Origin of the sequence: Aquimarina litoralis, assembly GCF_019295435.1 — a bacterium.
Classification (GTDB): Bacteria; Bacteroidota; Bacteroidia; order Flavobacteriales; family Flavobacteriaceae; genus Aquimarina; species Aquimarina litoralis_A.
The window spans coordinates 1-16321 of the sequence record NZ_WEKL01000043.1; the positions used below are offsets into that span (position 1 = coordinate 1).

General features: G+C 33.3%; 11 protein-coding genes and 1 tRNA gene. 3 read left to right on the top strand and 9 right to left on the bottom strand.

The genetic code is table 11. The annotated features are described in order from the left end of the window. Together GBO31_RS18400 and GBO31_RS18405 are read right to left on the bottom strand one after the other, a co-directional pair. Positions 1-726 (bottom strand): M56 family metallopeptidase (locus GBO31_RS18400; RefSeq protein WP_281422472.1); only part of this gene is annotated, 726 nt, incomplete at its 3' end. 327 nt (positions 727-1053) lie between these two features. Then, the gene (locus GBO31_RS18405) at positions 1054-1545 is read right to left on the bottom strand and encodes a hypothetical protein (protein ID WP_219009936.1); all 492 of its coding nucleotides are present in this window, start codon (positions 1543-1545) and stop codon (positions 1054-1056) included. A gap of 71 nt (positions 1546-1616) precedes the next feature. Here GBO31_RS18405 and GBO31_RS18410 point away from each other — a divergent pair, with 71 nt between their 5' ends. Further along, on the top strand, positions 1617-2117 hold the full coding sequence (locus GBO31_RS18410) for a DUF456 domain-containing protein (protein WP_219009937.1): 501 nt from the start codon (positions 1617-1619) through the stop codon (positions 2115-2117). A gap of 516 nt (positions 2118-2633) precedes the next feature. On the opposite strand, the gene GBO31_RS18415 is transcribed toward GBO31_RS18410, so the two are convergent. The 3 genes from GBO31_RS18415 to trxA form a co-directional block, all read right to left on the bottom strand. After that, positions 2634-2707: transfer RNA gene (locus GBO31_RS18415), tRNA-Asp, on the bottom strand. Between the two features lie 86 nt (positions 2708-2793). Further along, positions 2794-3723: a DUF58 domain-containing protein gene (locus tag GBO31_RS18420; protein ID WP_219009938.1), complete on the bottom strand. Its 930-nt coding sequence runs from the start codon at positions 3721-3723 to the stop codon at positions 2794-2796. A 121-nt stretch (positions 3724-3844) separates the two neighbouring features. Continuing rightward, positions 3845-4162: a thioredoxin gene (trxA, locus tag GBO31_RS18425; RefSeq protein WP_027394894.1), complete on the bottom strand. Its 318-nt coding sequence runs from the start codon at positions 4160-4162 to the stop codon at positions 3845-3847. Between the two features lie 263 nt (positions 4163-4425). On the opposite strand from trxA, the gene GBO31_RS18430 reads away from it, so the two are divergent. Further along, entirely contained in the window at positions 4426-4785 is a 360-nt protein-coding gene (locus GBO31_RS18430; RefSeq protein ID WP_219009939.1) for a hypothetical protein, read from the top strand. An 8-nt stretch (positions 4786-4793) separates the two neighbouring features. On the opposite strand, the gene GBO31_RS18435 is transcribed toward GBO31_RS18430, so the two are convergent. Both GBO31_RS18435 and GBO31_RS18440 read right to left on the bottom strand, forming a co-directional pair. After that, positions 4794-6020: a multiheme c-type cytochrome gene (locus GBO31_RS18435; protein WP_219009940.1), complete on the bottom strand. Its 1227-nt coding sequence runs from the start codon at positions 6018-6020 to the stop codon at positions 4794-4796. A gap of 44 nt (positions 6021-6064) precedes the next feature. Next, a complete protein-coding gene (locus GBO31_RS18440) occupies positions 6065-7960 on the bottom strand; it encodes a tetratricopeptide repeat protein (RefSeq protein WP_219009941.1) in 1896 nt (631 codons plus the stop codon). 309 nt (positions 7961-8269) lie between these two features. On the opposite strand from GBO31_RS18440, the gene GBO31_RS18445 reads away from it, so the two are divergent. After that, on the top strand, positions 8270-9817 hold the full coding sequence (locus GBO31_RS18445; protein WP_219009942.1) for a thiol-activated cytolysin family protein: 1548 nt from the start codon (positions 8270-8272) through the stop codon (positions 9815-9817). Positions 9818-9959: 142 nt separating this feature from the next. Here GBO31_RS18445 and GBO31_RS18450 read toward each other — a convergent pair whose 3' ends face one another. Further along, entirely contained in the window at positions 9960-11345 is a 1386-nt protein-coding gene (locus tag GBO31_RS18450; protein WP_246615917.1) for a hypothetical protein, read from the bottom strand. Positions 11346-11771: 426 nt separating this feature from the next. Next, positions 11772-16157, bottom strand: coding sequence for a DNA polymerase III subunit alpha (dnaE, locus tag GBO31_RS18455; RefSeq protein WP_219009943.1), 4386 nt, complete (start codon positions 16155-16157; stop codon positions 11772-11774). Between the last annotated feature and the right edge of the window lie 164 nt (positions 16158-16321).

A 16321-nucleotide genomic window follows, 5' to 3' on the forward strand; every position in this document is an offset into this window, starting at 1 on the left:
GGTTATTTTCTCTGTTTGAAAAGCAGCATTTAATAACTGTTCGATGTAACTTCTTTGATTGATTTTGTGAACTGTAAGCGCATCTGCAATATATTCATGTAATAATGTAATTCTAGCTTGATAAATGTATACCAATGGATTCCACCATAATAAGATCTTTAAAATTTCTATTCCAATTTGATCAATCGTATGTTTTTGATGTACATGAACTAATTCATGAGAAATAATGTGTTCACGCTCTTCTGATGTTAAGGCATCTCCAATAAAAATAGTGTTCCAAAAGGAAAATGCATGAGAACTATTAGGCAGAACAATTACTTTATGATTGAATACCTTTGATAGATAAGATACATTTTTAAGGATACGCAATTTGTGAAACTTCAATACAAGATTGATTAGACTGAGTAATATACCAACTAGATATGCGATCAACCACCAGTTTAGTGTAATTCCATTAGTATTTGCAGTTGTTTTTTCTAAAGTAGTATCAAAAATTATCCTTTCGGTAGGAGCGATAAGGGTTCGCTCAATATTGGTTACAACAACTTCCGTAGTACTAGAACTTAAAAACTCTAATTGAATAAATGGTAGTATTAAAGACAAAAATGGAGTGATAATAAGATATAGTCTGTTCCAATTAAAAAAAGTGTCTTTTTTATGAAAAATATCATAAACAAGTAAGAATAGGAGCTGAAATATTAAGATTTGAAGTAGGTAATGAAGCATATTTTTCCTTTTACATAAATTCTGGTTTCTAATATGTCAATGTGGAGTCTACTTTAAGTGATAAAACCCTAGCATAAAGTAGACCCAAATTGACGTCCCCAAATGTGTTTATATAGATAACTATATCTATTCAACTAAAATGTTAGTTGAATGACAAATATATAGATTTTTTTGATTTAACTAATTTTTTAGTTAGAAAAAATTAAAAAAAAGTTAATTAAACATTTATATACTAGTAAAAAGGGGTGATTGCACAGAGTATTATATGTGGAAATGGGTTTAATAAAGAAATATTTACTACTTGATATTACTAAAACTTCTAATAAATTAAAGATTTGTTATGGTGTTTTTAATTTCAAATTGAATCATAATGGTATAAAAATCATTATTACTCTGAGTTATATTCTTTGCGGGAATTAGATCAGGAAACGATAATAGTGTTCTGATTGCTTCCTTTTCTATTTCAGGAGAAAACCCTTTTACCTGAATATCTTCGATGCTTCCTTTATTAGAAATCTTAAATCGAGTGTATATACGATTGAGACCAGACTCCGCATAAGAAGAAATTGACAGGATGTCGTAGTTGTTTTTTACATACTGTTCTATATCTTTACATACACAGTGTTTGCGAACACGCTCAATTGTTTTATTCTTACATTTAAGAGTTGTTGGTTTGTTTTGAGAATATGAATAGAATACGGAGAAGATAACCATAATGGTTATATAGATATGTTTTTTCATTTCGGGGGATGTATAGGTTTCTAAGGGTACTGTATTTCCTACAAATTTATGAGTTACAGTCTGTTTTTGTGTTAACATAACTTTAAGTGTTTGAGAAAAAAATAATATTAGAGTAACAATATTGATTTTTGGTAGTCTAATTAGGTATTATGGATATAGCATTAATAATCATTGGATTTATTCTATGTTTAATTGGTATTATTGGAAGTTTTCTTCCGGTTTTGCCAGGTCCTTTTACATCTTGGATAGGTCTTTTACTACTACATTTTACAGAGGTTATTCCTCAGAACTGGACGTTTCTTGGTATTACTCTTGGGATCGCTATTTTCGTTTGGGTGTTAGATTATGTTGTTCCAGCATGGGGTACAAAGCGTTTTGGAGGCACAAAATATGGTATGATTGGAAGCTCAATAGGTCTTATAGTTGGATTGCTCTTTTTGGGGCCATTTGGAATCATTGTCGGACCTTTTGCAGGTGCATTTATAGGTGAGCTTATAAAAGATAGTAAAGATTCTTCCAAAGCTTTGAAAGCAGCATTTGGTTCTTTTTTGGGATTTTTGGCAGGTACTTTTGTAAAATTTATGGTTTCAATAGCGTTTATTATTCTTTACATTAATAAAGTTTGGGAGCATTGGGAAGTGTTATTTTGAGCATTGTAATCTACAATAAGGCATAAAAAAAAGTGCGATAAACGCACTCTTTTTCTTCACACAAATCATCTTAATTTAGGGGGCTTATTCTAAAATTAAAACTCACTTTTATAAAAACTTTCATCTTTGGGGATAATGAAAGCACTAACTCATTTTCACTTTGTAAAGATAATAAAAAATATCTCACGCACAAACTTTTTGTGTAGTTTATCGTAAAAAAATACGTTTTTAACACAATAATCAATTTTATTAAATAAATTAATAAGAATATTCTTACAAATTGTATTGTTTAATACTATTTCCCGTTTGAGATGTGTTTTATAGGAAATAATTTTGGATTCTTCTTTAAAGAAAATGAATGAAGTAGATATTATAGGAATTAAAAAAAGCCTCTCCTAAAATAAGGAAAAGCTTCTCATTGGTTTACTAAACCACCCACGCAATTGGCGTGGGACAACACAACTTTGTTTATTGCAAAAAAAAGCTTCAAGATAAATTGAAGCTTTTGCAATGTTGCGGTCTGGACGGGACTCGAACCCGCGACCCCCTGCGTGACAGGCAGGTATTCTAACCAACTGAACTACCAGACCATTGCCTTATTGCGGATGCAAATATACACCTCATTTTAATACTCACAAATCTTTTTTGGACTTTTTTTACGCATTTTTTTATTGAATTATACAAATTTCTGCCTTTCAACAAGATAGGTGGTCAGAATTTTATCAAAATTTTTTGTGATATCTGCCTCAACATACTTGATTTTATATTGAGAACATTTTAGTTTAAGATCATAAAAGTAAGAACTAACAGCTTTTTGATAATTATCTTTAATATTATCAGCATATAAATTGACGAACTCTCCTGTTTCTACATCCACAAATCGAGTGGGTCGATTGCTGAAATCAAAATTTAATTCCTTAGTGCTATCAAAAGTATGAAATAACACAACCTCATGTTTATTGTATTTAAGATGTCTTAATGCTTCAAATAACTTTTCGGGACTAGAGGTTGCTTGCAGCATATCTGTAAATAAGAATATTAGTGATCTACGATGAATTTTTTCAGCGATTTGATGTAAAAATTTATAGGTATCTGTATTTTTTGTTTCCTTAGGTGTTGTAATAATCTGGCTAAGTTTACTTAGTAACATTTGATGATGTCTTTCACTACCTTTTTCTTGAGTATAATAATCGTAAGTGTTGCTATATATGCTGAGACCAATCGCATCCCTTTGTTTTTTTAAGATATTCATTAGGCAGGCAGTTGCAAGTACTGAAAAACTAATTTTATTCAGAGATGCTAAATGATGCTGTTTTATTTCAGGGTAATGCATGGAAGAAGAATTATCAATAATAATATGACATCTTAAATTTGTTTCTTCTTCATATCTTTTAGTGAATAATTTATCTGTTTTAGCATATAACTTCCAATCAATGTGTTTGGTGCTTTCCCCATTGTTATATACTTTATGCTCTGCAAATTCCGCAGAGAAGCCATGAAAAGGACTTTTATGCATCCCAGAAATAAATCCTTCGACCACTTGTTTTGCTAAAAGTTCTAGATTAGTAAAACCGCTGGTGTTATTAATTTCATTCTGAATATTCATTTTCCTCTTACACTTTAAATGATTCGATTTTTCTAGTCAACAATATACGTATACTAATCTGTTTTCTACAAAAAAAGGGTTGACAATCCGTCAACCCTTCTATATTTATAAAGCTATTTTTTTAGATAAGAGAATCTAATGCTTCTGCATAAACGTTTTTAGGAGAAACTCCTACCTGACGCCCTACTACCTCTCCATTTTGGAAAACCAAAACAGTTGGGATATTTCGCACACCATATTTTGCAGCAAATTCTTGATTAGCATCTACATCAACTTTACCTACAACGGCTTTTCCGTCATATTCTTCACTAATTTGTTCTATAATTGGACCAACCATTCTACATGGACCACACCACGCTGCCCAAAAATCAACTAATACTGGTTTATCGCTTTTAAGTACTACTTCATCAAAAGTAGCATCTGTTATTTCTAATGCCATAGTTATTTATTGTTTAATAATTCTTGTTCTATTTTAATTTCACAAAATTAGTCAATATTTCTCCCAAAGCTTACAGTCAAAATATTTGTTTTGACTATAAGGGTATTGATTTTATTGATACCAAATATACTATTAAATTGTTCCTATAGAAGATATTTTTAAGCTTTTAGATCTAAAAGAGGTTTTGTTGTCTGATTTTAGAGCTTATACTTTTAGGATGTCAACAAAAAAAATTAGCTACCTTTAGTATCGTAAATTATACAATGACAGAAACTCAACTACCATATTGTGATCTAATATTTAAAAGCTCACATGCTATTTTAGTGATGAAACCAAATACAGCTATCACTCTAGAAATAGCAAGTGAAATTACCAATCACCTTGAGACCTATTATAAGAAAAGGAATTTTATCTTTATCACGCATCGGAAGTATCCTCATGAGATTGATTTGAATGTTTATAAAGGAAGGATTTTAAAAAATATGATTGGATTTGCAATTGTATCTGAAAATCCTGAAGAGATGAAAAGAGCTTTGCAAGAGCAACCATTATGGAACGAAGCTTTTACATTTTTTAAAGAATTAAGTGAAGCAGAAATTTGGGCAAGAAGCTTTTTTGAATAGTACTTTGATTATTCTCCTTGATTATAGATTCCAATAAGATGGGTTCTAACATCCACAGAAACCTCTTCGTCTTTTGCTAGTTGTATTTTCATGGTTTTACTCTTAACCAAAGGCATATGACATTGTATACAATTATTACCCATTTTCGCAATTTTATCTTTGTCCCCAGAACAATTGATAGGTTGGGAAAAAGTAGCATGACAATCGATACATTTTTGATTAAAGGAAGTGAAATCTCCTCTTTCTTTTTTATGGGGATTGTGACAAGTAGTACAGTCCAAAGAAGCACTATGCGTAAAACATTTACTAGCTAATAATAAGCCATATTGATTTCCATGTACATCTAATTCATCTAAACTGGATTCATCATAATCAGGAAAAGAAAATTTCTTTAGCGTATCCCCAATTCCAAATGAGAATGCTCTTTCTGTAGTTTTAGTGCGCAAACCAGAATGGCAAAGGGCACAAGCGTCTAATCTTTGCTGACGTGATAATGAACTATGTTTTACAATATGTTTAGCGATCTTATCTTCAGGGTTTTGCTTATGGTGTATCACATGTTTTTTTACAGATCCATGACATCGTTGGCAATCAATTCCATATACCCAATTTTTTCGATGAAATTGATTGCTATTCGGACTTCCATTAATGCTTTGCGCATAGGTAGTGTGGCATTCTAAACAGCGTTCCAGTACAGGTCTTGCTGGACTTAACTGGTTTAATGCTCCTGGACTGTTGATCCAACTATCTGTAGGAGTAAAATAAGAAGCTTGCAACTGAAATAAATCATTATTATTCCACATTAGATATGATTGCCCTTTAGTTCCTGAACCTACAACCAGATCCATTTTAGCAGAGTAGAAAGGAGTATTCTGACCTGCAAACTTAGGCTCTTGATAAAAACCAGAATCTTTTTCTACAAAATTGAAAGTAACTTTATCGTTCAGTACTAACGTATTTTTATCATTTTCAAAACTACCTTTTATGGTTGTTTCATTAGCTAACTGTAAAGAGTTATAATGTGCTGTTTTGTAATGATCTTCTACAATCTTGGGGTGACATTCAATACAGGTGGCAGAATCAATAAATTCCATTCCATTTAAATGAGTAGCGATAGGAGATATGTCTATGTATTCACCAATGTCATTAGCTTCTTTTTTTAATACTATGAAATATCCTATTACAATAGAAATGATAATACTGACAACAATAATGTATTTAGAGTTCTTTGACATGAATTATAGAAAACTATTTTCTTACAATATAATGCAATTTAAGGTTATAAAGTATTTAAGAATTCATAGAGGTCTTCTTCTTTTCCGAGCTGAAGTTTCTTTTTTAATCGATATTTTGATTTCAATACACTATCTGGTAACACATTTAACATGGTAGCAATTTCTTTGGTTGTAAGGTTCATTCTTAGAAAAGAGGCTAATCGTATTTCCTTTTCGGTGATTTCATGATGAATTGCTTTCAATTTGTTATCGAAATTATTGTGTACATCTGCAAAGTATGACTTGAATACTTCCCAGTCTTTATCTTCGGCGCTTTCTTTTTTTAGTAACATTACCAATCGTCTAAACTCGACTTTAAAAAGTTCAGGAGAGTTTTTTATTCGTTCCAGGTTTTCTTTGAGCTCCTGAATAAAACTGCTTTTTTGAACCAGATGTAAGGTTTGTGAGGTGAGTTCTTTCTTTTTAAACTCAATTTCCTGTTTATAGATTTCTTCTTGTTTTTCTCTTTCGATGTTGTTCTTTTTGATTCGCTGTTTAAATCCAAAAAACAACAATCCAGATACTGCAATAAATGAAACCATTCCTCCTGCATATAAAGTTTTACGAAGATCACTAATCTCTACTTGTTGGTTTAGGTTTTTTATTTCTTCATTTTTTAAAGTAATGGCAGCTTCCTTTTTTTCTGTTTCGTAAATGGTTCTTAATTCTTCTATTTGTTGAGATTTTTTTACAGAGAATAAACTATCTCTTATTTTTTGAGATGCCTGTAAGTCTGAAAGCGCTTCACCATTTTTATTCTGTAATTGAAAAAGGTTAGAGCGGTTTTTATATAATTCCTGAAGATTCGACATTGTACCAATTTTTTTAGCTATGTTGATTGCTTGATTAATGTTTTTAATAGCTTCAGGAATGTTGTTCTCATTTTTAAAGGTATTGCTTAATCCTTTGTAAGCATTTATAATCCCGAGTTTTATGTCTTCGCCCTCTGTAATCTCTTTGGATTCTATAAAAGATGCTTTTGCTTTTTCGTATTTTTTTTCAGTATTGAATAATTCCCCAAGATTGTAAAGTGCATTAGCTAATGGCGATTTTGCCTGATGTTTTCTTGCTAATTTTATTGCATCTTCATAGTGTGTTTGAGCTTCATCTATGCGGTTTAATTTTTTTAAGGTATTCCCAGCTGAGTTTTTTGCGTAGGACAAATAAATCTCATCATTTTGAACTAAATAAATGGCCATTGCTTCTTTAAAATAGGTAAGCGCTTTTTTATAGTTTTCAGTTGCATATTCCAAATCACCTAAAAGTTTTAGAATATCAGCTTTTCTCATGATGTCGTTAATTTCTGTAAAAAGCTCTAATGCTTTTAAAGCTTCAATTAAAGCAAGTTTGTAATTACCTTTTTCCGTATAAATAGTAGCGAGACTATTATATTGTGCCCCCTTAAATTTTGTTTTGGCCTTATCCACTTTTTCATTTTCTTCTATAAGTTCAAGGTTTTCCAGAATTATATGAATAGCATTTTCAAAATCACCTTTGCTTCGCAAGATGTCTGCAATGGAATAATTAACAAATAAAGTACCTCTGTAAGAATTACGATTGCTAAATTCTTCTTTTGCTTGTTTGTAATAATAAAGAGAAGAATCTAGGTCGTTTCGGTTGTTATAAAAATCACCTAAGTGTAGTAAGCCTTTGCCAATCCCCATTTTGTAATTAATTTTTTTTGAAATCTTCAGTTCTTCTTCTGCGTATTTTTTAGCTTTTAAAGGCGCAGAGAACATCAATTTCTCATGGAGCTCAGTTAAAATATCAACCCTAACACTATCTTCTTCTATGTGATTGTCTAAAGCATTTTTTAAACTGTCAATCAATTTTAGATTTTGAGAAATCACCAGTTGGGTAAAAAATATGAATACTGCTACAAGAAGAGATTGAAATTTCATAAAAGTGAGTCATTTAGTTGACATCTAAGGTAATTAATAAATATTATGATTTTTAGGTTTGAGTATTTGGTAGAAAATCCACATGTGAATTTGTAGAGTGATATAGACTCTCTTTTTTCTTTGTAAATCCCTTTTACAATACTGAGAACACTATGAATTTTTAGGTTTGGTGTTTATTAATAAAAACATTGCTTATTGGGTTAATTTATTGGCTTTCAACACGTGTCCATGCTTTGTCCATGCCAAAAATTAGGTCTAAGGGGGCTTTGCAAGTAGTTTTGAGCTGTTGAATCATTAAAAAGAAAACTCATGAAAACTTCAATTTTAAAAATGCCCCAAGCATTTATTTTGATTAGTTTAATTTGTACATGCATGGCTTGTGGCTCTTGTAGTAAAGATGAAGATGCTATTCCAGCAGAACCAACCAATCCAGAAGCAAGTACTATCAATGAATTTATCAAAAATTTGGATTACGATGCAAATGAATTGTTGGGTGTGGAAGAAACAGGAGGAGAGGCATTACTAAAAACGCCAGGGGAAACTACTACAGATGAATCGTATGATTCTGGTGTAGAAACTACCTGTGTGAGCATAGATTATAACTTGAAAGCGAATTTTGAGGATGTGGCAATTCTTCGCCCAACTAGCGGAATTGTTTGGCCTGGTGCATTGGTAATAGGAAATCAAACCATGAGAGATGGTCTTCCTGAGCCTTTTCAAATCGCTAGAGCTCCGATGACCTTACGATTAGACTTGCCTGGAATTGGAGAACAAGGTAATATTTTAGTAGAAGATGTTAGAAATTCTGTTGTGGAGGCGAAAATTGATGAAGCTTTAGAATGGTGGAATGCAAATGCATATCAAGAAGGGTATGTAAATCCTTCAAACTCATCCTATGCGGCTAGTACCTCATATAGCTCTAAACAAATGAGCTTAGAAGTTGGGATGAATACCGAATGGGCAACAGGAGATGTTTCTGCACAATTTAATTATGAAACTACTTCCACAAGAAGAGTGGCAATTATGGTATTTAAGCAGGTTTTTTATACGATAAAAATGGATATTCCCTTAGATCCTTCGGATGTATTTGCAGCAGATGTTCCTTTTTCTAAGATTGAAAGTGCTTTTAATTCAAGTACACCACCTGCATACGTACATTCTGTGAACTATGGTAGGATTATCATGTTCAGAATGGAAACAACAGCAGAGGCTACAGAGTCAGAGCTTACAGGAGCTTTTAATTATGCGAGTGGAGTTACCAGTGCGTCTGGCGATGTGGAAGCAAAGTACAAAGAGATTTTAAGCGAATCTAATATTACTACAGTTACTATTGGAGGAAATGCAGCTGTAGCTTCTGAAGCGGTTTCGGCTCAGAATTTTGGAGACTTACAGACGATTATTAAAGGTCAAAATGCGGTGTATAGTAGAGATAATCCTGGTGTTCCTATTGCATATACCATTCGATTCTTAAAGGATAATAGTTTAGCAAAAATGGGATATGCTACAGATTATGTGGCGTTAAATTGTACTGCGGTAAAACGAGAGCACAATCAAATATTATTCAAAAATACTGTTGCAGATAATTTTAGAATCGGCATTGAATATAAATTAAAAAATGGGGTAAATGTTCCTTATGATGATATTGTCTGGAAAGAAAATAAAGTAGATGGAGAAACTACTTCTATTACGCCTCCAGATGGTTCGTATGATATTTTTTACCATGTAGAACGTGCTAAGTTTGGGGTTGGTTATGAAAGTAAATTAAGAGACAATATTGGAGGGTATGTGCATAGTCATGAAGACTGTTTTGAATCTTATAGAGATATTTTAGAAGTAAAAGTGAGAGCCTGTCAATAAAAGCAAGATTTTTTCGAAAGTCGGCATCCTACGTTGTGATTCAACAACTTGATGTCGGCTTTTTGTATGTTTTTATGTAAAAAAGAAAAGCTCAGTTCGCTTATGTGCGACTGAACTTTTCCATAGGTTTTAAGAGTTATTATTAGTTATTTGTAGGGATTCCGATTTGGGTACCAATAACACTATCATCAGGTTGTGTAATAACAGGGCAGTTGATAATAGCACCTGTAGCGGTTAATAAATCAGATAAGGAATTTGCTAACGGGCTTGGATTTGCATTTCCTCTAAATGGGATCAAAGTTCCATCTGCTAATAGGTCATTAATTTGATCAAAGCTCTGTAAGATTGGACGTTCAGACTCTGGAACAGTAAATTCTGTTACGTGAGCATCCCACATTGGAGCATATCTTGTGTCGCTAGGATCTATTGGGAATGTATTTGTAGGATCTTGTACTTGTCTGTTACTTAAAGAAGCAGTATTTAATCCTTGTACTCCAAGTCCATCAGTATCTGTTGTTCGTCCATTAGCTGTTGGGCTAAAAGGTAGCATTGATCCTCCTGGGAATAAACCAAAGGTTGGTAAATTCGCTAATCTTGGAGCAAATACTCCTAATTCTATAGTTGCAGGTCCTGGATCAGAAGTATCCGTTACTATATGGAAATAATAAGGTCTATCAGCATGCCATCCATCAAGTAATTGCATTACAACAGATGCTTGTTCTGGTGCAAAATTTGGATTGTTTAAATCATCTTCTTGCTCTTGCTCGTTTCCAAGAGGATTTGGTACTCTGTCATGAAGACCTGTGCTGTTTGCTACTGGCTGAGCATTAATTACTACTCCACTAGGTAAAACAACATATGAAGACCATTTACCATCTGCAATTGCTCCAGGATTTGCCTCAGCTGGAGGGAAACCAAATAATAATCCATCTGCTGGTCCAGTAACTAAAGATCTTTTTGGAGAAAAATCTACTGATCCTTCAAAAACAAGTCGTCCTCTTCGTGTGAAATATCCTTTTTGCTCTCCTCCAGAACCAATAGAAGCAGCCATTCTTGGTGCGAAAATAACACCTAGCTTTTTAGCCATTAATTTATCTGATACTTCTGTGATTACATAGTAAAGTTCTCTTTTTTGTCCATTTGGTAGGGTTTCCCAACCTTTAAACATAGGAAGCCTAACTGTTGGTCCTGCGGGAACCACGTTTCTGTCAATTCGAAAATCAATTCCCAAAACACTAGGTACAAAAACATTTTGTGCTTCTGTGAATCTTAAAGCTGGGTTGAAAACGTTGTATGGAATTCCGCCGTCTTTACGAATACTTGTTAATAATATTTTGGCTTCTCTTAATGCTCTAAATGATTGAAATAAGCCTTTTGCTTGTGCTTCTTCCTCTAATGCATCTTCAGCAATCTCATCTGTAAGAGATGATTGATTTGTTTCAACTTCTAAAAGATTGTCATCATTGTTACAAGCGAGAAATAATGAGGCAGCAAAAATACTTAAAAGTAAGGTTTTAAAATTTTTCATTTTTTGTGTTTTTAATAGTTATATTCTGAAAAAATAAGATTGAAAAACAATTGGCCAATCGTTTGAAATAATAGGGTTTTAAGATCTTACATAATTTGAGACGGTTAAATAATTAATTCTTACACCAAGGGAAATTTTAAAGTGTTAAAAGGAATTTTGTTCTAACAGGAGTAAATCTCGAAACAAGCTGATTTAAAAGAGTTTGTGTATGATTATGACAGTTTCGAGAAATTTTAAAATTGCAGTTTTTTAGGAAATAATTAACTAGATTCCATTGATTTTTAGGAATCGTTAACAGCGCGTAAATGTTAGTTAGCTAACATGTTAAGCGGTTTTTTTTGACTTTTTTATAGGAAGTTTTTGAAAAGGGTATTTTCCCTTTTCTTAAAAATTTCTAACCTATGATTGAGAATTTGGCAATAGTTTCTAGTTTAATTTATAGTATACGGAATCGCTCTCTAATGCAGTTAATAATTCTTGTGAGATATTAACTTTTTGTTTTCGACTGGGCATATGTAATTTTAATTTTTCAGCCATTTCGAAGATTACAAAATTTAAAGTATGATTTCCAGCATGTTCTGTAAGCAATTCTTTCAGTTTATCGATTCTAGAATCAGAAAGCTCATTAATATCTAATTGTATGGTTAACTTTCTGGCATAGGTTTCCATTACATCATGTAGTAATTGAAAACTATTAAATTGTATTCTAGGATCACCTTTTTTACCGGTATCTCGATTTACCCAACCTTCTTTTATAAAAGCTTTTGCGTATACAAAAGTACTCTGCACTAGGAAAGGTCTATGCTTGAGGTAATCTTCACCAAAAATTCTAAACTCATGTGCAGTATTGTAATCTTCAATGGTAAATGTAGCCCAGCCTTTCCCATTTTTAGACGTACGATGTTCTACACCAGTGATTACACCACCAAATGAGATTTCACGATTGAGGTTGTTTTCTAGATCTGCAAAATTTAGTAAGGTTCCATTGCAGAAATATTTCATTTCGTATTTAAAATCATCTAATGGGTGCCCTGATAAATAAATACCCACCACTTCTTTTTCTCTGGCAAGTTTTTCCATAGTCCCCCATTCTTCACAAGGAGGAACTACAGGTTCAGGAATTTGAACATCGCTGGATTCGCCAAATAGACTTACCTGAGATGAGTTTTCATTTTCTTGATATTTGGATCCATATTTCATGGCTTTTTCTAAGAAAGTGATTCCATCACCATCCTGATGAAAATACTGACCTCTATGCGTTTCAAAAAAAGAATCAAATCCACCAGCTAATGCTAAACTTTCGAAAGCTTTTTTGTTGGCAGCTCTCAGATCAATTCGTTTAGCCATATCGAAAATAGATTTATAAGGTCCATCTTCTTTTCTATTTTCTACAATAGTAGCAACAGCTCCAGTTCCAACTCCTTTAATGGCTCCCATACCAAATCGTACGGCTCCGTCTTTATTTACGGAGAATTTTCTATAGGATTCATTTACATCAGGACCTAATACATCCAATTTCATTCGCTTACATTCTTCCATAAAAAATGTAACCTGCTTAATATCGTTCATGTTATTGGATAGTACAGCTGCCATATATTCTGCAGGATAATGAGCCTTGAGGTAAGCAGTTTGATATGCAATCCATGCATAGCAAGTAGAGTGAGACTTATTAAAGGCATAGGCAGCAAATGCTTCCCAATCTTTCCATATTTTTTCAAGTTTATCTTCGGCATGACCTTTTGCAGCAGCTTGCTCGATGAATTTAGGTTTCATCTTATCTAGTACTGCCTTTTGCTTTTTACCCATTGCTTTACGGAGTACGTCGGCTTCACCTTTGGTGAAATCAGCTAGTTTTTGCGAAAGTAGCATCACTTGCTCCTGATATACCGTAATCCCGTAGGTTTCTTTTAAGTATTCTTCGCAAGCTTCTAAGTCATATATAATTTCTTCTGTTCCATGTTTTCTGTTAATGAAACTTGGAATATATTCTAAAGGTCCTGGACGATATAAGGCATTCATTGCAATAAGATCCGCAAAAACCGTAGGTTTTAGTTCCTTCATATATTTTTGCATTCCAGGAGATTCATATTGGAATACCCCAACGGTTTCTCCTCGTTGGAATAAAGCATAAGTCTCTTCGTCGTCCAGAGGGAAGTTTTCAGGATCTAATTCGACACCATGTTTTGCTTTTACAATTTTTACAGTGTCTTTTATTAATGTTAATGTCTTTAATCCTAAGAAATCCATTTTTAGCAGACCTGCACTTTCTACTACTGAGTTATCAAACTGCGTACAGTACATGTCAGAATCCTTAGCTAGTGCAACGGGAACAAACTTTGTAATATCATCAGGAGTAATGATCACTCCACAAGCATGAATCCCTGTGTTTCTTACAGACCCTTCTAAAACTCTAGCTTGGTTTAAGGTTTCCGCTTCCAGATCGCTACCTTCTGCTATATTAAGTAGTTCATTTACTTTTTCTAATTCGTCACTTCTAAACTTCTTTTTTAATACAGCTTCCTCAACACCAAATATTTTACCAAGTTTGGACATATTCGGAATTAACTTTGCAATTCGGTCTGCATCACCAAGTGGTAAATCAAGAACTCGAGCAGTATCTCGAATAGAAGATTTTGCAGCCATTGTACCATACGTGATGATTTGCGCTACCTGATTGGCTCCATATTTTTCAATTACATAATCCATTACCCGTCCTCGTCCTTCATCATCAAAATCAATATCAATATCAGGCATACTTACACGATCAGGATTTAAGAATCTCTCAAAAAGTAAATCGTACTTTATTGGGTCTAAATTTGTAATCCATAAACAGTAGGCTACTGCAGATCCAGCTGCAGATCCACGTCCAGGACCTACAGAAACTCCCATATCTCTTGCAGCGCGTATAAAGTCTTCTACAATCAAAAAATATCCAGGATATCCTGTGTTTTCGATTACTTTTAATTCGAAATCAAGACGTTCATCAATTTCTGGAGTAATTTCTCCGTACCTTATTTTAGCACCTCTATAAGTAATATGTCTTAGATATGCATTCTCTCCTCTTTTGCCACCATCTATCTGGTCTTCTTCTGATTGAAATTCTTCTGGAATATCAAAAGCAGGTAATAATACATCTCTAGCAAGTACAAAAGGTTCGATCTTGTCTACGATTTCCTGAATATTCATGATGGCTTCCGGAAGATCCTTAAACAAGTTTTTCATTTCTTCAGAGGATTTGAAATAATATTCTTGATTAGGTAATCCATACCTGTAACCTCTTCCTCGACCAATAGGAGTAGCTTGCTTCTCACCATCTTTTACGCATAACAAAATATCATGAGCATTGGCATCTTTTTTCTCGCAATAATAAGTGTTGTTAGTAGCTATGGTTTTGATATTGTGTTTTTTGGCGAAGTTGATCAAAACCTGGTTTACTCTGTTTTCATCCTCTTGATTATGGCGCATGATTTCGATATAGAGATCATCTCCAAATTCTTGATGCCACCATAGTAGTGCCTCTTCTGCTTGCTTTTCTCCTATGTTTAATACTTTACTCGGAACCTCTCCATAAAGGTTTCCGGTAAGTACAATGATATCTTCTTTATATTGTTTGATTACCTCCTTGTCAATTCTAGGCAGATAATAGAAACCATCTACAAAACCAATAGAAGACATTTTAGCCAAATTGTGATACCCATTTTTATTTTTAGCAAGTAATACTATTTGATATCCGTTGTCCTTTCGGGATTTGTCTTTATGGTTTTCGCATACAAAAAACTCACAACCAACAATTGGTTTTATTTCAACTCCTGTTGGCTCTTCTCCATTTTCAAGCGCTTCTTCGTTGGCAGCTTTTACACTTTTATTATGGTTAGTAATCGCTTGAACAAAATGAAAAGCACCCATCATATTGGCATGATCAGTCATTGCTACTGCTGTCATTTTATGTTTGGCAGTTTCCTTTACCAAATCAGGAATGCTAGTAGTAGATTGTAAAACCGAAAATTGTGTATGGTTATGCAAGTGCACAAAATTTACGGCATCTAGGGCTGCAATATTTTCCTTGATTTCTTGTTGAGAAATATCAGAGCCTCCTTGTTGATCTAACGCCTCTTGGATTTTTTGGGAGGCTTTTTTTAGATTAATGTGCTGTAAACCTATTAATTCTATAGGTTTAGGATTAACATGTTTGAAATTTTCGAAGTAATCTGGCTGTACATCCAGTTCTTCTTTTGTGAAAACCTGTTTTCTTATTAATTCTAAAAAACATCGAGTAGTTGCTTCTACATCGGCCGTTGCGTTGTGAGCTTCACCAAATGCAGTACCAAATAAAAACTCATGTAATTCTGTTAGAGTAGGTAGTTTGAATTTTCCTCCGCGACCACCAGGGATTTGACACAAGCTAGCTGTGGTTTCTGTACAAGTATCAAGTACTGGTAACTCTTGTAGTTGGTTATCGATGCCAAGTCTATAAAACTCAGCTCCCATAATGTTGACATCAAAACCTACATTTTGACCAACAACAAATTTAGTTTTGGATAGCGCAATATTAAATTTCTCCAGAACCTCTTTTAAAGTAATACCTTCCTGATCTGCCAAGGCAGTAGAAATACCATGAACTTTCTCAGCATCATAAGGTATATTGAATCCCTCAGGTTTGACTAAATAATCTTGATGCTCGACACAGTTTCCCATTTCGTCATGCAATTGCCAAGCGATCTGGATACATCTTGGCCAGTTGTCAGAATCACTGATGGGAGCGTCCCAACGCTTAGGTAAACCTGTTGTTTCGGTGTCAAAAATTAAATACATAAAAATAAATTTCGAGAAAGTTCAAACTTCTGGTCGAAGCGATTTTCAAAAATAATTAAAAAGAGGTGTTCAATGAGTGAAAAGTTATCCAGAATTATTAACCACTTAAAATTTCCTTTACATGTATCAATAGAAAGATTGTTTTAAGAAATAATGTAATATCC